Genomic DNA, 18,956 nt, shown 5'->3' with positions numbered 1-18,956 from the left:
CCTTAACGCATTATTTGACCGTAAAGATTGCAGCGCGTGGCCGCCGTGCACGTCTCCAACGAAAACACCCCCCGGATCGCTCCGGGGGGTGTTGTCTCAATCCGGCCTCAAGCAGCTCGCCTCCGCGAGGCGAGCGATAGGCCAAGCGTAAAGCTTACTCGACGATCTTGGACACGACGCCGGCGCCGACGGTGCGGCCGCCTTCGCGGATGGCGAAGCGCAGCTTTTCTTCCATGGCGATCGGGGTGATCAGCTCGACGTCCAGCTCGGCGTTGTCGCCGGGCATGATCATCTCCACACCTTCCTTGAGGTGCACGATGCCGGTCACGTCCGTGGTGCGGAAGTAGAACTGCGGGCGGTAGTTGGTGAAGAACGGCGTGTGACGGCCGCCCTCTTCCTTGGTCAGGATATAGGCCTCGGCCACGAACTTGGTGTGCGGGGTGATCGAGCCCGGCTTGCACAGCACCTGGCCGCGCTCGACGTCCTCACGCTTGGTGCCGCGCAGCAGTACGCCGACGTTGTCGCCCGCCTGGCCCTGATCCAGCAGCTTGCGGAACATCTCGACGCCCGTGCAGGTCGTCTTCTGGACCGGACGGATGCCGACGATCTCGACTTCCTCGCCGACCTTGACGATGCCGCGCTCGACCCGGCCCGTGACCACGGTGCCGCGGCCCGAGATCGAGAAGACGTCTTCCACCGGCATCAGGAACGGCAGGTCGATCGGACGCTCCGGCTGCGGGATGTAGTCGTCGACCGTCTGCATCAGCGCCAGGATCTGGTTCTCGCCGATCTCGGGGGTCTTGCCCTCGACCGCGGCCAGAGCCGAACCCTTGGTGATCGGAATGTCGTCGCCCGGGAACTGGTAGGAGCTGAGGAGCTCGCGCACCTCCATCTCGACCAGCTCAAGCAGCTCTTCGTCGTCGACCATGTCGACCTTGTTCATGAACACCACCAGCGCCGGCACGCCGACCTGACGGGCCAGCAGGATGTGCTCGCGGGTCTGCGGCATCGGGCCGTCGGCGGCCGACACCACCAGGATCGCGCCGTCCATCTGCGCCGCGCCCGTGATCATGTTCTTCACATAGTCGGCGTGGCCCGGGCAGTCGACGTGGGCGTAGTGACGGTTGGCCGTCTCATATTCCACGTGCGCGGTGTTGATCGTGATGCCGCGGGCCTTTTCTTCCGGCGCCGCGTCGATGTCCGCATAAGCCTTGGCAACCGCGCCGCCCGACTTGGCCAGCGTCATGGTGATCGCCGCCGTCAGCGTCGTCTTGCCGTGGTCAACGTGACCGATCGTGCCGATGTTGCAGTGCGGCTTGTTACGTTCGAACTTTTCCTTGGCCATCGCCAAACTCCTGTGTGGCCCGGGTCCGTTCAGCGGATGGGCGGGGGGCTCATCAAAAACCTGGAGCGGGTAGACGGGATCGAACCGACATCCTCAGCTTGGAAGGCTGCTGCACTACCATTGTGCTATACCCGCGCAGAGAACGCGGGAGGCTCCTCGACCGAGGAGACGACCGCGCCCGGCCGATCCGTAGTCCCGGCGCCTTCGATCGGACCGCGCGTGGTGGGGGAAGCAGGACTCGAACCTGCGAAGCTTACGCAGGGGATTTACAGTCCCCCCCCTTTGCCGCTCGGGACATTCCCCCAGCGCGCGTGTCAGACCGACGGACCGTCGCGCCGAAGGTCTTTCGACCACCGGCGAAACAAAGGCTTAGAAGTCCGGCTTTGCCTGGTTTAGAGGGATGGCCGGACCCGAAAGCCCCAAGGGCTCCAAATCGGAGGGCGTCTTATAGTGTCGTCGAAAAGAGAAGGCAACGACCGCAACAAGGCAGGTTTCGGGCCGAAATCGCGCGGGCCGAAACCCAGGCCCCACGGTGGTTCAAGGGGCGGCGACGGTCCTCGCGAAGCTCGCGCCTGGTCACCGAAACCCGAGGCGCGACCGACCGGAGAACGACCGGAACGCGCCGGTCGCGGCCAGCGCGAAACCAAGGCTGATTCCGCCGACTTCCTGTGGGGGCGTCACGCCGTCATGGCCGCCCTGGAAAACCCGTCACGACGCGGGGCCGGTCGCCTGTTCGCCACCCCCGATCGCGCGGCGGAGGTCGAGGCCCTGGCCGGCGGCCGCACGGTCGAGGTGCTGGACGGCCCGGCGCTGGCCCGCCTCCTGCCGGCCGGCGCGGTGCATCAGGGTCTGGTCTTCAAGGCCAAGCCGCTGGACGGCGTCTCGCTGGAAGAGATGGCCGAGGCCGGGTCCGGCGTCATCGTCATGCTGGACCAGATCACCGATCCCCAGAACGTCGGCGCCATATTCCGCTCGGCCCTGGCCTTTGGCGCGCGAGGGGTGGTGATGCAGGAGCGGCACTCTCCCATGCTGGCCGGCGCTCTGGCCAAGGCCGCCGCCGGCGCCACTGAACGCCTGCCCTTCGCCCGGGTGACCAACCTGTCGCGGGCGCTGGAGACGCTGGCCGAGATGGGCTGGCGCGCGGTCGGCCTGGACGGCGCTGCGGACGAGACGCTGGACCAGGCCCTGGACGGCCGTCCGACCGTGCTGGTCATGGGCTCGGAAGGCGACGGCATCCGCCGCTTGGTCGCCGAGCACTGCGACGCCCTGGCCCGCATCGCCATGCCCGGCGGCTTCGAGAGCCTAAACGTCTCCAACGCCGCCGCCATCGCGCTCTACGAGGCGACGCGCGCCCGCTGATCAGAGCTCGGAAAACTCCGCCGACCCGACCACGGGGCCCAGGGGCGCGTCGGCCGGCGGAGTGACGCCCGGCGCCTCCATGGAAATGGCGATGGCGGTGGCCTGACCGGCCATGGGCCTGAGCCCGGCGTCCAGCTCCATCGTGTGTGCCTCGCCGCCGACGGCGCCGACCAGCCGCACGCCGCCGTCCGGCGCCATCAGCCACAGGTGCGGCACGCGTCCCTCCGCGTCTGCCTCGCCCGCCGGAGCGACATAGAGGCGGCCGGTGGCGGGGTCGTAGGCCAGGGTCAGCATCGTCTCGCCGCTCTCCAGCTGCAGCGTCGCAACCCGCGTGATCGACGGCTCGACCACCGGCGGCGCCGTGACCGGCGGCAAGGGCTGAGGCTGCGACGCCAGCACCACCAGGCCGACCATGCTGGCCGCCAGCAGGCCGGTCGCGCCGACCGCCCAGGCGCGCCAGAAAGCGAGCTTGCCGTTGTCGTTCGCCGCCGTCGGCGCGCCCCGGCCGCCGAACAGCCGCATAGTCACGGCCGGCCACACCGCCGCCGACGGCGCCACGCCTGGAATCTCGTCGGCCAGCCGCGCCAGATCCTCGTTCCAGCGTTCGACCTCACGGGCGAAGGCGGGCTCGGCCGCCTCGCGCACCCGCGCGGCGCGCTCGTCGTCCGGCGACAGCACGCGTAGCGCCAGTTCGCCGGCCAGGATAATATCGTCTTCGGGAAGGGGCGTCGCGCTCATCGCTCCAGACACTCCCTCAGCTTGATCAGACCGCGCCGGATCCAGCTCTTGACCGTGCCCAGAGGGGCTGAGGTCCGCTCGGCCACCTCCTCATAGGTCACCCCCTCGAAGAAGGCGGTGCGGATCGCGCCGCGCGTCCGGGTTTCCAGTTCGTCCAGGCAGACATTCAGACGGCGAGCGTCGTCGGCGGCCTCCACCCGCGCATCGGCCGGCATGGCGTCGTCGGCCAGATCGATGGCGTCCTCCACCGGCGTGGTCCTGACCCGCATGGGCGCCGAACGCAGCCGGTCGATGGCGCGGTTGCGCGCGATCGTCACCAGCCAGGTGATCGGGCTGGCGCGACCGGGATCGAAGCTCCCGGCCCGGTTCCACACGGCGACATAGGTTTCCTGCACGACATCCTCGGCCAAGGCTCGATCGTGCAAGATACGCAGCGCCACGCCCATCAGCTTCGCCGAGGTGGCGCGATAGACCGTCTCGAATGCCGATCGATCCCCCTGCCCCACGCGGGTCAGGGCCTGGGCCAAGCTCTCGCGGGTCATGGCGGCGTCAGTCATGCAGATAGTCCAGCCGCGTCTTGCCCGCCGCACGCATCTCTCCGAGATGCCGCTCGTGCTCGCCCGACAGCTTGGCCTGAGCCTCCGACGCCTCGACATAATGGCCGGCGTCTATGTGTTTCAGCAGGGCCTTGCCCGCCATCAGATGCCCGGGGAAGAAGAAGTCGACCGCCGAGCCGATGCCCCACACTCCGCTGGAGGCGGTGTCCAGCAGCAGATACCCCGCCATGCGGGCCAGCACCTTGGGCGGCGCCTTAGCCTCGAAGGCGTTCCAGAACATGTAGGCGGCGGCCCCGGCGCTGTAGACCGGGCCCGCCACGGGAATCCAGGCCATGACTCCGTCCAGGCCGACGCCGAACGGGCCGACGCCGACCACGCGGTCAGACAGCCGTTTGATTCGATCGACCCGGCCGCGAATTTTCTCGATGTCCCCGCGCGTCCTGGCCATGCCCGTCTGTCGCTGTCCCCGGCCCGACGCCGCGTCACCCAAACGGCCAAGCGTCGCCATTGGTTCACAAGCCTCTCCCGCGCGAGGCCCGGACGCGCTATCGCCGGTGAATGCTGAGGACCGCCGCCAACATCGTCGCCGCCCTGACCCTGTGCGCGCCGCTCGCGGTAGCGCTGGCGTCTCTGATCGGACACGGCCATCGCTGGCCGGACATCCTGACGCAGTTCCCGGCCCCGGCCCTGGGCGCGACCGTCGCCCTCTTGCTGGCCCTATGCCTGTTGCGCCTGTGGCCGGCGGCGGCGTTCGCGGGCGTGGTCGCGGGGCTGCTGCTGCTGGCCCTGCAGCCGCAGTGGTTCCCGGCCCAGGGCCGCGCCGGCGCCGGCGCCCGCCCGGGCTTCACGCTTTACTCCGCCAATCTTTGGGCCCGGAACGACGACGTCGCCGCCATGCGGCGCTCGATCGAGGCGGCCGACGCCGATGTCCTGGTGTTGATCGAATTCGGCGACGCGGCGAATGGCGCGATCGACGACCTGCTGGCCGGCTATCCGCATCGCGCCGTCACCCGCCGCCACGGGCGCGGCGCCGGCGGCCCGGTGCGCAGCGTCATCGCCTCGCGTCTGCCGCTGACCCCGCTGGACGGCGACGGCCGCAATATCGAAACCGCCGTGGCCCGCGTCGAGACGCCGATGGGCCCCGTCACCGTCGTGGGGGCGCACCTGACCCGGCCCTGGCCGTTCCAGTATCAGTGGGGACAGATCAACCAGGCCGACGCCCTTCTGACGCGCACGGCCGCGCTGGAGGGACCGGTGGTGATCGCCGGCGACTTCAACGCGACGGTCGCGGGCCGCATCGGCCGCAAGATGCGCTCCGAGGGCGGGCTGACCTCCGCCGGCGGCTATCCCGGCACCTGGCCGGTCAGTCTGCCCGCGCCGCTGAGGATCACCATCGATCAGGTCTATCACACGCCCGATCTGGTCGCGGTCGATCGCCGCCTGGGCCTGCCGACAGGCAGCGACCACCGGCCGGTGGTGGTGGAGTTCCGGCCGTCGGCCTGAACCCTCACATGTTCGGATAGTTCGGGCCGCCGCCGCCTTCCGGCGTGGTCCACACGATGTTCTGCGACGGATCCTTGATGTCGCAGGTTTTGCAGTGGACGCAGTTCTGGGCGTTGATGACGAAGCGCGGATCGGTCTTCGCCGCCTCGTCGCCATAGACCACCTCATAGACCCCGGCCGGGCAGTAGAGCCGCGCCGGCTCGCCGTACTTCGGCAGGTTCACCCGAATCGGCACGGTCGGGTCCAGCAACTTGAGGTGGGCCGGCTGGTCCTCGGCGTGGTTGGTGTTCGAAACGAACACGCTGGACAGCTTGTCGAAGCTGAGTTTGCCGTCCGGCTTGGGATAGGCGATCGGCTGGTGCTGGGCTGCCGGTTCGGTCGAGGCGGCGTCCGTCTTGCCATGCTTCAGCGTGCCCCAGGGCGACCAGCCGCCGAACAGCTGGGTGATCTGCATCTCGATCCCGCCCAGCAGGGTGCCGAGCGTGTTGCCGAATTTGGCCAGCAGCGGCTTTACGTTCCGCACCAGCTTCAGCTCGGCCGCGATCGAGGAGGCCTCATAGGCGGTCTGGTATTCGGTGAGGACATTACCCTCGCGACCGGCCCCGAGCGCCTCGAAAGCGGCGTCGGCGGCGAGGATGCCCGAACGCACGGCGTTGTGGCTGCCCTTGATCCTCGGCACGTTGACGAAGCCCGCCGAACAGCCCAGCAGCGCCCCGCCGGGGAAGGCCAGTTTCGGCACCGACTGATAGCCGCCCTCGGTGATCGCCCGCGCGCCATAGGCGATCCGCGTGCCGCCCTCCAGATGCTCGGCGATGGCCGGGTGGTGCTTGAACCGCTGGAACTCGTCGAAGGGCGAAAGATAGGGGTTCTTGTAGTTCAGGTGCACCACGAAGCCGATCGCCACCTGATGGTCGCCGAAGTGATACAGGAACGACCCGCCGCCGGTCTTGTCGTCGAGGGGCCAGCCCAGGGTGTGCTGAACCAGGCCCGGCTGGAATTTCTCGGGCGGCACCTGCCACAGCTCTTTCAGCCCGATGCCGAACTTTTGCGGTTCGGCGTCGTCGCACAGGTTGTGGCGGGCCATGATGGTCTTGGCCAGCGAGCCGCGCACGCCCTCGGCGATGAAGACGTATTTGCCGTGCAGCTCGATGCCCGGTTGGAACTCGCCGGTCGGCTTGCCCTCGCGATCGATGCCGAAGACGCCGGCGACAACGCCCTTCACGCGCCCGGTGTCTTCCTCCCAGACGACATGGCTGGCGGCCATGCCGGGATAGACCTCGACGCCCAGCGCCTCGGCCTGCTCACCCAGCCAGCGGCACAGGTTGGCCAGCGAGCCGGCGTAGCAGCCGTGGTTCTTCATATAGCCGGGCTGGGGCAGCAGGCTGATGTCCAGCTGTCCGGCCGGGCCCAGCACCAGGAAGCGGTCTTTGGTCACCGGCGTGTCCAGCGGCGCGCCGCGCTCCTTCCAGTCGGGGAAGAGTTCGCTCAGGCCGGCCGGATCGATCACGGCGCCGGACAGGATATGCCCGCCGATCTCGGCCGACTTTTCCAGCACGGCGACCGAGAGCTCGCGACCGTCTTTTTCAGCGCGCTGCTTCAGGCGAATGGCGGAGGCGAGCCCGGCCGGCCCTGCCCCGACGATGACGACGTCATACTCCATGACTTCGCGTTCGACGCCCTCCAGCGCCTCCGCAGGCGGCAGGTTGTCGATGATCGCTTCCTGGCGCGGGCTCGCGGCCCCGCCCTCGATCGCTTCCTCGGCCATGCCTGATCGCCCCATCGTCGGTGTGGATTTTCTGTCCCCGCTTATCCCGAGGTGACGCGGGGCCGGTCAAGGCTTATGCCGGGATTGTTCATGACACCGGGTCTCGACAGTCGCGCCGCCGAAAGCCTGCTCGCCTTCTGGGCCGAGGCGGGCGTCGACGCCTGTTTCGACGACGCGCCGGTCGATCGCACCCGCCTGCCGCCGCCCGCGCCGCGCCAGGCCACGCTGAAGGCCGTGGCCTCGGTCCAGGCGCCGGTCGCGTCCGGCGACATCGCCGCCGCCGTCGCCGAGGCCCGCCGCCTGGCCGCCGCCGCCGACAGTCTGGAGGCGCTGGGCGAGGCCATCGCCGCTTTCGAGGGTTGCGGCCTGCGCACCCAAGGGGCGCGTCAGGCGGTGTTCGCGCGCGGAAATCCGACCGCGCCGATCCTGGCCATCGGCGAGGGGCCGGGCGCCGAGGAGGACGCGCGGGGCCAGCCGTTCATGGGCGAAGCCGGCCGGCTGCTGGACCGGATGTTCGCCGCCGCCGGCCTGACCGATCGGGTGTTCATCACCAACACCGTCTTCTGGCGGCCGCCCGGCAACCGCACGCCGACCCCGGAGGAGCAGGCGGTGTGCGCGCCCTTTGTCGAGCGGACCCTGGCGCTGCTGCGGCCAAAGGCGGTGCTGTTGATCGGCGCGGCGGCGGCCAAGAGCGTGCTCCAGACCGATGACGGGATTTTGAAGCTGCGGGGTCAGTGGCGGGAATGGCGGCTGGCCGAAGGCGATATTTCCGCGCCCGCGCTGGCCACGCTGCATCCGGCCTTCCTGCTGAGGCAGCCGCTAAGGAAACGTCAAGCATGGTCGGACATGCTCGCGCTCTCGGCTCGCCTTGAAGGCGAGTCCTGATTCTGGCAGTCTTCACGACAGACGACCGATCGTAACAGTCGCGCCGCGTTCCGGAGTCGAGACCGGACGACTGCGCCGAACGAGGGGGCCGCCGCCCATGAGCTTGAGACGACGCCGCGCGCTATCCGCGCCCGCCATCGCGATTCTGGCCGCCGTCGGCGCCGCCCTGGCGACGCCCGTCATGGCCATCGAGGTTGAGGAAGCGATCGAGAGCGAGGTTCGTTCCACACTCGACGCCGCCCTGACCGCTACCGCCGGCGCCTCCGTTTCGGCCGCCGCCAACGACGCGCCGGTGACCGCCCTCTCCGCCGCCGATCGGCTCAGCTACACCAACGCCTTCGACGCCCTGCGTCGCGGCCAGATCGACGAGGCGCGGGCCAGCGCGCGGGGGGCGTCCGACCGCATCCTGGTGGGCCTGATCGAATTCGAGGCCCTGTTTCATCCCAGCCATACCGCCACCTACGAAGAGCTGAGCGCCTGGCTGGAGCAATATGCCGACCTCCCCTCGGCCGACCGTGTCTACGCCCTGGCCATGCGTCGCCGTCCCGACGGCGCGCCCGAGCCGCGTCGGCCCGGCGGCAACGCCGTGGCCCGCACCTGGGCCAGCGTCCAGGCCGCAGCCGACCAGTCGCCCGAGGAAATGGGGCCGAAGGCCGCGCGCATCGCCTATAACAACAACGACCTGGCCGAGGCCTACCGACTGGGCGTGTCGATTGGCGACTGGTGGACGGCGGGTCTGAGCGCCTGGCGCCAGAACGATCCGGGCCGGGCGCTGGACGCCTTCGAGCGCGTCGCCCACGACCCGACCGAGGACGCCTGGGTCCGCGCCGGCGCCGGGGTCTGGGCGTCGAAGGCGGCCGCCGCGGCGGGCCGTCCCGACAAGGTCCAGCCCTATCTCGAACACGCAGCCCAGTGGCCGGCCAGCTTCTATGGCCAGATCGCCCTGGCCCAGCTGGGTCGCGAGCCCACCATTCACAATGACGGGCCCCAGCCCTACCTCGCCCAGGCCTCCCAGACCTTCACCGGCGGCCCGTCCGACGTCGGCCCGGCGGTCGCCAATGGCGAGTTGAACGCCTTCCTGCAATCCGACCAGCAGGCCCGCCTGACCCTGGCCTTCGCCGAGGTCGGCCGGACCGAGGACGCGCGCGACGGTCTCAAACGAGGCCTGCGCACCGCCGTGGGGGAGGACGCGCGTCGCCTGTGGATCGGCCTGGCCCGCACGCTCGGAGCCCGCGTCGCCGGGCCGCGCGACGACGCCCGCCGCATCGACGCCAATGACTTCCCCTTGCCGGCGCTGGAGCCCGAGGGTGGTTTCGTCATCGAACGCGCCTTGGTCTACGCCCTGGCCCGCAAGGAAAGCGGCTTCAACGCCGAGGCGCGCAGCTCGGTCGGCGCCTATGGGATCATGCAGGTGATGCCCACCACCGCCGCCGAGCTCGCCGGCGATTCAGGTTTCGCCTCCGATCCGCAAAGGCTGTGGAATCCGGCGGTCAACATGCGGCTGGGGCAGGCCTATATTCGCAAGATGCTGGATATGAACGCCTTCCAGGGCGACGTCCTGCGCGCCGTGGCCAGCTATAACGCCGGGCCGGGACCGATGCTGGGCGCGCTGCGCAAGCTGGGCCCGGACGCCGATCCCCTGCTGCTGATTGAGACCATCGATGTGCCCCAGGCCCGCCAGTATGTCGAAGACGTGATGGCGGCCTACTGGATCTACCAGCGCCTGCTGGGCGGATCGCTGAACACCCTGGGCGCCGTCGCCGGAGACGCCCGGCTGATCCCCGCCAGCCTTGACGCCACGACGCCCTCCGTGACCGCGCCGGCCTTCCCGCTGCCCGACCCGGGGCGTCTGATCCAGGTGGCGTTCGACCCTCGCGTGGGCGGCTGAACGCGCCCACCTGACAGGGTCGTTCAGATCGCGTTCAGGCTGGAAACCCTGTCCTGATCCCACAATCGGGAGGCGCATCGCCCCCGCAGGGATTACTGGAGTGGTTCGATGGCCGTCCTGACCGTTGGCGACAATTTCCGTCTCGACATGCGCACGCTGGACCTGCGCGACCTGATCGGACCGGACACCTGGTGGGGCGACGACCACATCGAGGTCAAGCACGCGCCCGGCGACTACACCGACTATTACGGCGACTTCGACTACGACTGGTACGGCAACGTTTACGGCCGCATCTTCGAGATCGAGAGCAGCTATTACGACGAGCTGGATTTCTCGATCACCGGGCTGAACCTCGACGCCGAGGACTATTTCCGCTGGGCGGACAAGAACGCGCGCGAGAACGCCTATGTCGCCATGTTCAGCGGCGATGACGACTTCTATGGCGGACGCTACGACGACTGGCTGAACGCTTATGGCGGCGACGACTACATGTTCGGCTTCGGGGGCGACGACACCCTGCTCGGTGGCGACGGCGACGACTGGCTGGACGGCGGCACGGGCGCCGATTGGCTGGAAGGCGGACGCGGCAACGACGTCTATGTGGTCGACAACGCCGGTGACCGGATTCTGGAGCACGGCGGCGAGGGCTTCGATCTGGTCGAGGCGACCATCAGCTACACCCTGGGCGCCAATGTCGAGGATCTCACGCTGCGCGGCTCGGCGAACATCAACGCCACGGGCAACAGCCTGCAGAACATCCTCACCGGCAACGCGGGCGACAACATCCTCGACGGTCGCGGCGGCGCCGACTTCATGGAGGGCGGCAAGGGCGACGACATCTACATCGTCGATCATCGCGACGACGTGGTGGTGGAGAACAACCGCGAAGGCTTCGACGAAATCCGTTCCTCGGTCAGCTATGACCTGGCCGGGACCTATGTCGAGCGGCTGGTCCTGACCGGCTCCGGCGACATCGACGCGATCGGCAACAGCCAGGCCAACCGGCTGGTCGGCAATTCCGGCGACAACATCCTGGACGGGCGCGGCGGCGCCGACCAGATGGCCGGCGGGCGCGGCGACGACACCTATTATGTCGATCACGCCTCGGACCGGGTCTGGGAGAACCGGGGCGAAGGCCGCGACCACATCATCACCTCGGTCAATCTGAACCTGGCCCGCGTCTATGTCGAAGACCTGACCCTGACCGGTTCGGCGACCTATGGCATCGGCAACAGCCTGGACAATGTCATCACCGGCTCGGATGGCTTCAATGTCCTGTCCGGCGGCGGTGGGCGCGACACCCTGATCGGCGGCCGCGGCCAGGACCAGCTGACCGGCGGCTCCGGGGGCGATACCTTCGTGTTCCGGTCGATCCAGGACTCGTCCGTGGCCCTGTCGGACCGCATCACCGATCTGGCCGACGAGGATCGGATCGATCTCAGCCGCATCGATGCCGACACCACCCGCGGCGGCGACCAAGCCTTCGCCCTGGTCGACGCCTTCTCGGGCCAGGCCGGACAGGCGACCCTGACCTATCAGGGCGGCGTCACCTTCCTGAACCTCGACATTGACGGCGACGGCAGCTCCGATTTCCTGCTGCGGCTTCAGGGCGACCAGCGCGACCACGACAACTGGGCCTGGTAGGCCAGGCTTGACGGCCGGGCCCGGAGGCGCGACGCCTTCGGGTCATGAGCCGTCCCGCCGTTCTGATCGTCCAGCGTCATCTGGCGCCGCTGTCGGTGTTTCTGGAACCGACTTACGACGTCTTTCGCCTGTGGGAGGGTCCGCCGATCGAGGCGCGGGACGCCGTTCGCGCCCTGATCGTCGCGGGGGAGTTCCCGCTGGATTCGGTTCTGGTCGAGGGCTTGCCCCGGCTGGAGCTGATCGCCTGTTTCACCTCGGGCCACGACGGCATCGATGTCGACTGGTGCCGCGAACGGGGCCTGAAGGTCAGCCATGCGCCGGGGGTCAATCACGAGGACGTGGCCGACCATGCGATGGGTCTGATCCTGGGGTCGGTGCGTAACATCGTCCAGGGCGACCGGTCACTGCGCGCTGGCGGCTGGACACCTGAGGCCAAGAGCCTGTCGCCGTCGCTGCGTGGCAAGCGGGTCGGCATCGTCGGTCTGGGCTCGATCGGCGAGGCGGTGGCGCGCCGGGCCGAAGTCTTCGGCATGGACGTGGCCTGGTGGGCGCCGCGCGACAAGGCCGCCGACTGGCCCCGCACCGACAGCCTGATGGATTTGGCCAGATGGTCCGACATTCTGGTGGTGGCCTGCCGCGCGGATGAGACCAATCGCGGGCTGATCTCGGCCGAGGTGATCGAGGCGCTGGGCTCGGACGGTCTGCTGGTCAATGTGGCGCGCGGCCAGTTGATCGACGAGGACGCCCTGATTACGGCGCTGAAATCCGGCAAGCTCGGGGCGGCGGCGCTGGATGTCTTCGCCGAGGAACCGACCGATCCCGCGCGCTGGGCCGATGTCCCCAACACCGTCCTGACGCCGCACACCGCCGGCGCGACCGATCAGGCGGTGCAAGCCATGCTGCGGCTGTTGCTGGCGAACCTGGAGGCCCATTTCGCGGGTCGGGATCTGGTGACCGAGGCGCGCTGACGCCCTCATTTCCGCTTGCATAATCATATAAGGATATCCTTATATGATCCGATGAGTTTCAGCGCGGACCAGGCGATCGAGGCATTGCGCGCGGCGGGGGAGCCGACGCGCCTGAGGGTGCTGTCGCTGCTGGCGGCCGACGAACTGTCGGTGATGGAGCTATCCGGCATTCTGGAGCAGAGCCAGCCGCGCGTGTCGCGACACCTGAAGCTGATGGCCGACGCCGGGCTGATCGAACGGTTTCCGGACGGGGCGCGGGTCTTCTATCGCCTGTCGTCGGAGGCCGCCGCGCGGCGGCTGGTCGAGACGGCTCTCGATTTGATCGAGGACGACGCCTTCGACCGCGACCACCAGCGGCTGGAGCAGGTGCGCAAGGAGCGCGAGGTCGAGGCCGAGGCCTATTTCGAGCGCGTGGCGCCGCAGTGGGACCGGATTCGCAGCCTCTATGTCTCCGAAACCGCGGTCGAGGCGGCCATCGACCGGCTGATCGGACCCGGTCCGTTCGACCGGGTGGTCGATCTGGGCACCGGCTCGGGGCGGATGCTGACCCTGGTGGGCAAGCGGGCGCGGGTGGCGATCGGCCTGGACCTCAGCCAGAACATGCTCAACATCGCCCGCTCCAACGTGTCGCGGGCGGGGCTGGAGAAGGTCGAACTGCGCCACGGCGACATCTTCGCCACCCGCCTGCCGGCCCAGAGCGCCGAACTGGTGATCGTGCATCAGGTGCTGCACTATCTGTCCGATCCGGCCTCCGCCGTGGCCGAGGCGACGCGGCTGGTGGCGCCCGGCGGCCGCATCCTGATCGCCGACTTCGCGCCCCACGACCACGAGCGGCTGCGCGAGGAGCATCAGCATCGCCGGCTGGGCTTCACCGACGCCGAGATCGGCGAGTGGCTGCGCGAGGCCGGGTTGACCCCGGCCGCGCCCGTGGCCCTGCCCCCCGACCATGACGGCCTGACCGTGACCCTGTGGACCGCGCGCCGAGCGGTCGTCGAAGCGAGAGGCGTGGCCTGATGTCGATCCCCCTCGCCTCCCCCGTGGGACCGACCTTGGCCCAGGCCCGCGCCCTCTTGCTGTCGCCGCTCGGGCCGGTGGCGCGGGCGGGGTCTAACCATGAGCCGGTGCGGGTTTCGTTCGAATTCTTCCCGCCCAAGACCGACGAGGCTGAGGACCGGCTGTGGCAATCCATCCGCCGGCTCGCGCCGCTCAATCCGGCGTTCGTGTCGGTGACCTATGGCGCGGGCGGCTCGACGCGGGAGCGGACCCACAGGACGGTCCAGCGGATCATCGCCGAAACCAGCCTGCGCCCCGCCGCCCACCTGACCTGCGTTGAGGCCAGCCGCGACGAGGTCGATGAGGTCATCGCCGGCTACAAGGCCATCGGCGTCGACCACATCGTGGCCCTGCGTGGCGATCCGCCGGATGGCGCCGGCATCGGCGGCGTTTATCGCCCGCGCGAGGACGGCTACGCCAACGCTACCGAATTGACCGCCGCCATCAGCCGGGCCGGCGGGTTCGACGTGACCGTCGGCGTCTATCCCGAACGGCATCCCGAGAGCCCGTCGCTGGACCACGACATCGAGGTGCTGAAGGCCAAGGTGGACGCCGGGGCCACGCGGGCCGTCAGCCAGTTCTTCTTCGACATCGACGCCTTTCTGCGCTTTCGCGACCGGGTGCGGGCGGCGGGGATCGAGATCCCGCTGATCCCCGGGATCATGCCGGTGACCAATTTCGCCGGACTGAAGCGGATGTGCGGGGCGTGCGGAGCCAGTGTGCCCGATTGGCTTTCGGCGCATTTCGAGGGGCTGGACGACGATCCCGACACCCGGCGCCTGCTGGCGGCCTCGATCGCCGCCGAAACCTGCGCGCGGCTGCAGGAGGAGGGTTTTCAGGATTTCCACTTCTACACCCTGAACCGGGCGGGCCTGGTCTACGCCATCTGCCGGGTGCTGGGGGTGCGCGAGCACAGGGCCGCCCCATGACCCGCACCGAACGCATCGCCGCCCTGCATGCCGCCGCGCGCGAGCGCATCCTGGTGCTGGACGGCGCCTGGGGGGTGATGATCCAGCGGCGCGCGCTGTCCGAGGCCGACTTTCGCGGCGAGCGGTTCGCCGAGCGGCCCCTTCCGCAGAAGGGCAACAATGACACCCTGATCCTGACCCGGCCCGACATCGTCGCGGACCTGCACGACCTCTACTACGCCTCGGGCGCCGACATCTCCGAGACCAACACCTTCTCGTCCACGACGATCGCCCAGGCCGACTATGGGCTGGAGGACGCGGTCCATGACCTGAACGTCGAGGGCGCCCGGATCGCGCGCGAGGTCGCCGACCGCTGGACCGCGAAGGAGCCGCACAAACCCCGGTTCGTCGCCGGCGCCATCGGCCCGACGAACCGCACCCTGTCGATCAGCCCGGACGTGAACGACCCCGGCTTTCGCGCCGTTTCGTATGATGAGGTCTATGCCGCCTACAGCCAGCAGGCCCGGGCGCTGCATCAGGGCGGGGTCGATCTGTTCCTGATCGAGACGGTGTTCGACACCCTGAACTGCAAGGCGGCGATCAAGGCCATCCTGGACCTGGAAGACGAGGGCTATGAGCCCCTGCCCCTGTGGATCAGCGGCACCATTACCGACCGCTCCGGCCGCACCCTGTCTGGCCAGACCGCCGAGGCCTTCTGGAACAGCGTGCGCCACGCCAAGCCGTTCGCGGTCGGGTTCAACTGCGCGCTGGGCGCCGACCTGATGCGGCCGCATGTGGCCGAGCTGGCGCGGGTGGCCGACACCCTGGTCGCCGCCTATCCCAACGCCGGCCTGCCCAACGCCATGGGCCAGTACGACGAACAACCCCACGAAACCGCCCACTTCATCGAGGAATGGGCGACGTCCGGCCTGGTCAATATCGTTGGCGGCTGTTGCGGCACGACGCCGGAGCACATCGCCTGTGTGGCCCAGGGCGTGGCGGGGGTCGAGCCGCGCGCGATCCCGGTGCGTCCGACGGCCATGCGTCTGTCGGGACTTGAGCCGTTCGAGGCGGTGGCATGACCCCTCGAAGCGATTGGCCTCCGCCCCATCTGGAAGCTTTTTCCGCAGTACTCCCTGAACTCAACCGTGAAAGCGATCGGGGCTTGGTTCTGGTGGCGTGCAGCTTCATCGATAACCAGTTGGCTGAAGCAATCCGTGCTCGGCTCCTCGATGTTCCTGCCGTTGAGAAACTGATTGAAGGGTTTAGCGCGCCCTTGGGCACCTTCTCGGCTCGAATTGCGATCGCACGGGCAATCGGAGTGCTTTCCGAGACTGAACATGCCGAGTGTGAACGTCTGCGGAAAATTCGGAACGAGTTTGCGCACCGCGTCCATTGCTCGTTCGATGATACGAAAATCACCGCGCTTGCTAAAGCGCTAACGTTTAGCGCGAAGCCCTACGTCAAAGAGAATGGCGAGAAGGTGGAAGTCAATTCGCGTGGGCTCGTATCAACCGCTGTCACCGCTTTGATGCTGCAGTTCACCAATCGCGCGCACTACGCATCGAAACACCGCATTGCCGATCGGCAATGGGAGTACTGACCAAGATGCGTCCCAGCTTCATCAACGTCGGCGAGCGGACCAATGTCACCGGCTCGGCCAAGTTCCGGAAGCTGATCGTCGAGGGCGATTACGCCGCCGCCCTGTCCGTCGCGCGCCAGCAGGTCGAGGCGGGCGCCCAGGTCATCGACGTCAACATGGACGAGGGGCTGCTGGACGGCGCCCGGGCCATGACAACCTTCCTGAACCTGATCGCCGCCGAGCCCGACATCGCCCGCGTGCCGATCATGATCGACAGCTCCAAATGGGAGGTGATCGAGGCGGGGCTGAAGTGCGTCCAGGGCAAGCCGATCGTCAATTCCATCTCGATGAAGGCGGGCGAGGCCGAGTTCCGCGAACAGGCCGTCAACTGCCTGCGCTATGGCGCCGCCGTGGTGGTGATGGCCTTCGACGAACAGGGGCAGGCCGACACGGCCGCACGCAAGATCGAGATCTGCACCCGCGCCTATCGCATCCTGGTGGACGAGGTCGGATTTCCGCCCGAGGACATCATCTTCGACCCCAACATCTTCGCCGTGGCGACGGGGATCGAGGAGCACGACAACTACGCCGTCGACTTCATCGAGGCGACGCGGGCGATCCGCCAGACCCTGCCTCACGCCCATGTGTCGGGCGGCGTGTCGAACGTGTCGTTCAGCTTTCGCGGCAACGAGCCGGTGCGGCGGGCGATCCACAGCGTGTTCCTGTTCCACGCCATCGCCGCGGGCATGGACATGGGCATCGTCAACGCCGGCGACCTGCCGGTCTATGACGACATCGACCCGGAGCTGCGGGAGGCCGTCGAGGACGTCATCCTGAACCGGCCGCAGCGGACCAATGTGTCCAACACCGAGCGGCTGGTGGACCTGGCGCCCCGCTACAAGGGCGAGAAGGGCCAGGCGCGGGTCGTCGACCTGAGATGGCGCGAGGCCCCGGTCGGCAAGCGGATCGAGCACGCCCTGGTCCACGGCATCACCGAGTTCATCGAGGCCGACACCGAGGAGGCGCGGCTGGCGGCCGAGCGGCCGCTGCACGTCATCGAGGGGCCGTTGATGGACGGGATGAATGTGGTCGGCGACCTGTTCGGCGCGGGCAAGATGTTCCTGCCCCAGGTGGTGAAGTCGGCGCGGGTGATGAAGCAGGCCGTGGCCTGGCTGGAACCCCATATGGAGGCCGAAAAGGCCCAGCACCCGCGACGTCAGGCCGGCAAGATCCTGATGGCCACGGTCAAGGGCGACGTCCACGACATCGGCAAGAACATCGTCGGCGTCGTGCTGCAGTGTAACAACTACGAGGTCATCGACCTGGGCGTCATGGTCCCGGCCGACCGCATTCTGGACGAGGCCGAGGCCCACGGCGTCGACGTCATCGGACTGTCGGGCCTGATCACCCCCAGCCTGGACGAGATGGTGTTCGTGGCCTCGGAGATGCAGCGGCGGGGCTTTGACCGTCCCCTGCTGATCGGTGGCGCCACCACCAGCCGCACCCACACGGCGGTCAAGATCGAACCGGCCTATCAGCGCGGTTCGACCACCTATGTGATCGACGCCTCGCGCGCGGTCGGGGTGGTGTCCGGCCTGCTGTCGCCGACGGACAAGGCCAGAAACGAACAGGCCACGCGCGACGACTATGTCCGCATCCGCGAGCAGTACGCCCGGGGGCAGGACAACAAGGCCCGCGCCCCGCTCGAAAAGGCCCGCGCCAACCGCTGGCGGCCGACCGAGGATCAGGCGCCGGCGGGCCGGCCGTCGTTCCTGGGCGTGCGGGCGTTCGACGCCTGGGACCTTTCGGATCTGGCCGACCACATCGACTGGACGCCCTTCTTCGCCAGCTGGGAGTTGACCGGCCGCTATCCGCTGATCCTGGAGGACGAGGTGGTCGGCGAGGCGGCTCGTGACCTTTTCGCCGATGCGCAGGCCATGCTGAAGCGGATCGTCGAGGAGCGCTGGTTCACGGCGCGCGGCGTCGTCGGCTTCTGGCCCGCCAATGCGCGCGGCGACGACATCGTGGTCTGGACCGACGAGGGTCGGACCGAGGAGCTGGCCCGGTTCCACGGCCTGCGCCAGCAGATCGCCAAGTCCAACGGCAAGCCCAACCTGTGTCTCTCCGACTTCGTGGCGGAAGACGGCGACGACTGGATCGGCGCCTTCGCCGTCACCGCCGGGCATGGCGAGCTGGAGAAGGCGGCCGAGTTCAAGGCGGCGGGCGACGACTATTCCGCCATCATGGCCACGGCCCTGGCCGACCGGCTGGCCGAGGCCTTCGCCGAGCGGCTGCACCGCGAGGTGCGCGCCACGCTGTGGGGCTATGCGCCGAACGAGGCGGCCGCGATCGAGGATCTGATCGCCGAGCGGTATCAGGGCATCCGCCCCGCCCCCGGCTATCCGGCCCAGCCCGACCATACCGAAAAGGCGACGCTGTTCCGGCTATTGGAGGCGGAGGCGAACGCCGGCATGGCACTGACCGAGAGCTTCGCCATGACGCCGCCGGCTTCGGTGTCGGGGCTCTATTTCGGACATCCGGGCAGTCACTATTTCGGCGTCGGCAAGATCGACCGCGACCAGGTCGAGGACTACGCGCGCCGCAAGGGTTGGGACGTGGCCACCGCCGAACGCTGGCTGGCGCCGATCCTGAACTACGACCCCGGCGCGGCGAGCCGCAACGCCGCCTGACCGCACCCGGCCGCAACGGCGTCGTGAGCGCCGGTCATGGCGATCGCCAGCATGCGCACCTTCGGCGCGAG

General features: G+C 68.6%; 16 protein-coding genes and 2 tRNA genes. 11 read left to right on the top strand and 7 right to left on the bottom strand.

Annotated features, from left to right (window positions below; all coding sequences use genetic code 11):
- Positions 1-154 precede the first annotated feature (154 nt).
- The 3 genes from tuf to EES48_RS03330 all read right to left on the bottom strand — a co-directional run bounded on the left by tuf (position 155) and on the right by EES48_RS03330 (position 1,649).
- Positions 155-1,345, bottom strand: a complete 1,191-nt coding sequence (gene tuf, locus EES48_RS03340) for an elongation factor Tu (RefSeq protein ID WP_122464366.1) — start codon at positions 1,343-1,345, stop codon at positions 155-157.
- Positions 1,346-1,406: 61 nt separating this feature from the next.
- A tRNA-Gly gene (locus EES48_RS03335) sits at positions 1,407-1,480 on the bottom strand.
- Between the two features lie 85 nt (positions 1,481-1,565).
- Positions 1,566-1,649, bottom strand: a tRNA-Tyr gene (locus EES48_RS03330).
- A 362-nt stretch (positions 1,650-2,011) separates the two neighbouring features.
- Here EES48_RS03330 and rlmB point away from each other — a divergent pair.
- On the top strand, positions 2,012-2,704 hold the full coding sequence (rlmB, locus tag EES48_RS03325) for a 23S rRNA (guanosine(2251)-2'-O)-methyltransferase RlmB (protein ID WP_240623211.1): 693 nt from the start codon (positions 2,012-2,014) through the stop codon (positions 2,702-2,704).
- Here rlmB and EES48_RS03320 read toward each other — a convergent pair whose 3' ends face one another.
- From EES48_RS03320 to EES48_RS03310, 3 genes are read right to left on the bottom strand one after another with little or no spacing between them, the layout of a single operon-like run.
- Positions 2,705-3,442, bottom strand: coding sequence for an anti-sigma factor (locus tag EES48_RS03320; RefSeq protein ID WP_122464929.1), 738 nt, complete (start codon positions 3,440-3,442; stop codon positions 2,705-2,707).
- On the bottom strand, positions 3,439-3,999 hold the full coding sequence (locus EES48_RS03315; protein ID WP_122464928.1) for a sigma-70 family RNA polymerase sigma factor: 561 nt from the start codon (positions 3,997-3,999) through the stop codon (positions 3,439-3,441). Before EES48_RS03315 ends, EES48_RS03320 begins: the two co-directional genes overlap by 4 nt.
- Positions 3,992-4,447, bottom strand: a complete 456-nt coding sequence (locus tag EES48_RS03310) for a DUF4112 domain-containing protein (RefSeq protein WP_122464927.1) — start codon at positions 4,445-4,447, stop codon at positions 3,992-3,994. Before EES48_RS03310 ends, EES48_RS03315 begins: the two co-directional genes overlap by 8 nt.
- Before the next feature lie 110 nt (positions 4,448-4,557).
- Here EES48_RS03310 and EES48_RS03305 point away from each other — a divergent pair, with 110 nt between their 5' ends.
- Positions 4,558-5,502 (top strand): endonuclease/exonuclease/phosphatase family protein, encoded by a 945-nt coding sequence (locus tag EES48_RS03305; protein WP_122464926.1) that lies wholly within the window; start codon positions 4,558-4,560, stop codon positions 5,500-5,502.
- A gap of 4 nt (positions 5,503-5,506) precedes the next feature.
- Here the strand turns inward: EES48_RS03305 and EES48_RS03300 are convergent, their stop codons facing one another.
- Positions 5,507-7,267, bottom strand: a complete 1,761-nt coding sequence (locus EES48_RS03300; RefSeq protein WP_122464925.1) for an electron transfer flavoprotein-ubiquinone oxidoreductase — start codon at positions 7,265-7,267, stop codon at positions 5,507-5,509.
- Between the two features lie 90 nt (positions 7,268-7,357).
- Between EES48_RS03300 and EES48_RS03295 the strand changes: the two genes are divergently transcribed.
- From EES48_RS03295 to metH, 9 genes are all read left to right on the top strand, one after another.
- Positions 7,358-8,152 carry a uracil-DNA glycosylase gene (locus tag EES48_RS03295; protein WP_122465117.1) on the top strand — a complete coding sequence of 265 codons (795 nt, stop codon included), beginning with the start codon at positions 7,358-7,360 and terminating at the stop codon, positions 8,150-8,152.
- A 97-nt stretch (positions 8,153-8,249) separates the two neighbouring features.
- Positions 8,250-10,040: a lytic transglycosylase domain-containing protein gene (locus EES48_RS03290; protein ID WP_122464924.1), complete on the top strand. Its 1,791-nt coding sequence runs from the start codon at positions 8,250-8,252 to the stop codon at positions 10,038-10,040.
- Positions 10,041-10,148: 108 nt separating this feature from the next.
- The gene (locus EES48_RS03285; protein ID WP_122464923.1) at positions 10,149-11,684 is read left to right on the top strand and encodes a calcium-binding protein; all 1,536 of its coding nucleotides are present in this window, start codon (positions 10,149-10,151) and stop codon (positions 11,682-11,684) included.
- A gap of 44 nt (positions 11,685-11,728) precedes the next feature.
- Entirely contained in the window at positions 11,729-12,652 is a 924-nt protein-coding gene (locus EES48_RS03280; RefSeq protein ID WP_122464922.1) for a 2-hydroxyacid dehydrogenase, read from the top strand.
- Between the two features lie 51 nt (positions 12,653-12,703).
- Positions 12,704-13,666 (top strand): ArsR/SmtB family transcription factor, encoded by a 963-nt coding sequence (locus EES48_RS03275; RefSeq protein WP_122464921.1) that lies wholly within the window; start codon positions 12,704-12,706, stop codon positions 13,664-13,666.
- A complete protein-coding gene (metF, locus tag EES48_RS03270; protein ID WP_205679327.1) occupies positions 13,666-14,634 on the top strand; it encodes a methylenetetrahydrofolate reductase [NAD(P)H] in 969 nt (322 codons plus the stop codon). Before EES48_RS03275 ends, metF begins: the two co-directional genes overlap by 1 nt.
- On the top strand, positions 14,631-15,695 hold the full coding sequence (locus EES48_RS03265) for a homocysteine S-methyltransferase family protein (protein ID WP_122464920.1): 1,065 nt from the start codon (positions 14,631-14,633) through the stop codon (positions 15,693-15,695). The genes metF and EES48_RS03265 overlap by 4 nt, the downstream gene beginning before the upstream one ends.
- Positions 15,692-16,216 (top strand): transcriptional regulator, encoded by a 525-nt coding sequence (locus EES48_RS03260; RefSeq protein WP_122464919.1) that lies wholly within the window; start codon positions 15,692-15,694, stop codon positions 16,214-16,216. The genes EES48_RS03265 and EES48_RS03260 overlap by 4 nt, the downstream gene beginning before the upstream one ends.
- Positions 16,204-18,885 (top strand): methionine synthase, encoded by a 2,682-nt coding sequence (metH, locus tag EES48_RS03255; protein ID WP_122464918.1) that lies wholly within the window; start codon positions 16,204-16,206, stop codon positions 18,883-18,885. Before EES48_RS03260 ends, metH begins: the two co-directional genes overlap by 13 nt.
- The last annotated feature ends 71 nt before the right edge of the window (positions 18,886-18,956 follow it).

The organism is Brevundimonas lutea (assembly GCF_003704105.1).
Classification (GTDB): Bacteria; Pseudomonadota; Alphaproteobacteria; order Caulobacterales; family Caulobacteraceae; genus Brevundimonas; species Brevundimonas lutea.
Note: the sequence above shows the minus strand (reverse complement) of the source record. Positions and strands in the feature narration are given on the sequence as shown.

Excerpts from the sequence above, each read along its gene's own strand:
- tuf (WP_122464366.1), bottom strand. The coding sequence starts at position 1,345 with ATGGCCAAGGAAAAGTTCGAACGTAACAAGCCGCACTGCAACATCGGC.
- EES48_RS03320 (WP_122464929.1), bottom strand. The coding sequence starts at position 3,442 with ATGAGCGCGACGCCCCTTCCCGAAGACGATATTATCCTGGCCGGCGAA.
- EES48_RS03315 (WP_122464928.1), bottom strand. The coding sequence starts at position 3,999 with ATGACTGACGCCGCCATGACCCGCGAGAGCTTGGCCCAGGCCCTGACC.
- EES48_RS03310 (WP_122464927.1), bottom strand. The coding sequence starts at position 4,447 with ATGGCCAGGACGCGCGGGGACATCGAGAAAATTCGCGGCCGGGTCGAT.
- EES48_RS03305 (WP_122464926.1), top strand. The coding sequence starts at position 4,558 with ATGCTGAGGACCGCCGCCAACATCGTCGCCGCCCTGACCCTGTGCGCG.
- EES48_RS03300 (WP_122464925.1), bottom strand. The coding sequence starts at position 7,267 with ATGGCCGAGGAAGCGATCGAGGGCGGGGCCGCGAGCCCGCGCCAGGAA.
- EES48_RS03295 (WP_122465117.1), top strand. The coding sequence starts at position 7,358 with ATGACACCGGGTCTCGACAGTCGCGCCGCCGAAAGCCTGCTCGCCTTC.
- EES48_RS03290 (WP_122464924.1), top strand. The coding sequence starts at position 8,250 with ATGAGCTTGAGACGACGCCGCGCGCTATCCGCGCCCGCCATCGCGATT.
- EES48_RS03285 (WP_122464923.1), top strand. The coding sequence starts at position 10,149 with ATGGCCGTCCTGACCGTTGGCGACAATTTCCGTCTCGACATGCGCACG.
- EES48_RS03280 (WP_122464922.1), top strand. The coding sequence starts at position 11,729 with ATGAGCCGTCCCGCCGTTCTGATCGTCCAGCGTCATCTGGCGCCGCTG.
- EES48_RS03275 (WP_122464921.1), top strand. The coding sequence starts at position 12,704 with ATGAGTTTCAGCGCGGACCAGGCGATCGAGGCATTGCGCGCGGCGGGG.
- metF (WP_205679327.1), top strand. The coding sequence starts at position 13,666 with ATGTCGATCCCCCTCGCCTCCCCCGTGGGACCGACCTTGGCCCAGGCC.
- EES48_RS03265 (WP_122464920.1), top strand. The coding sequence starts at position 14,631 with ATGACCCGCACCGAACGCATCGCCGCCCTGCATGCCGCCGCGCGCGAG.
- EES48_RS03260 (WP_122464919.1), top strand. The coding sequence starts at position 15,692 with ATGACCCCTCGAAGCGATTGGCCTCCGCCCCATCTGGAAGCTTTTTCC.
- metH (WP_122464918.1), top strand. The coding sequence starts at position 16,204 with ATGGGAGTACTGACCAAGATGCGTCCCAGCTTCATCAACGTCGGCGAG.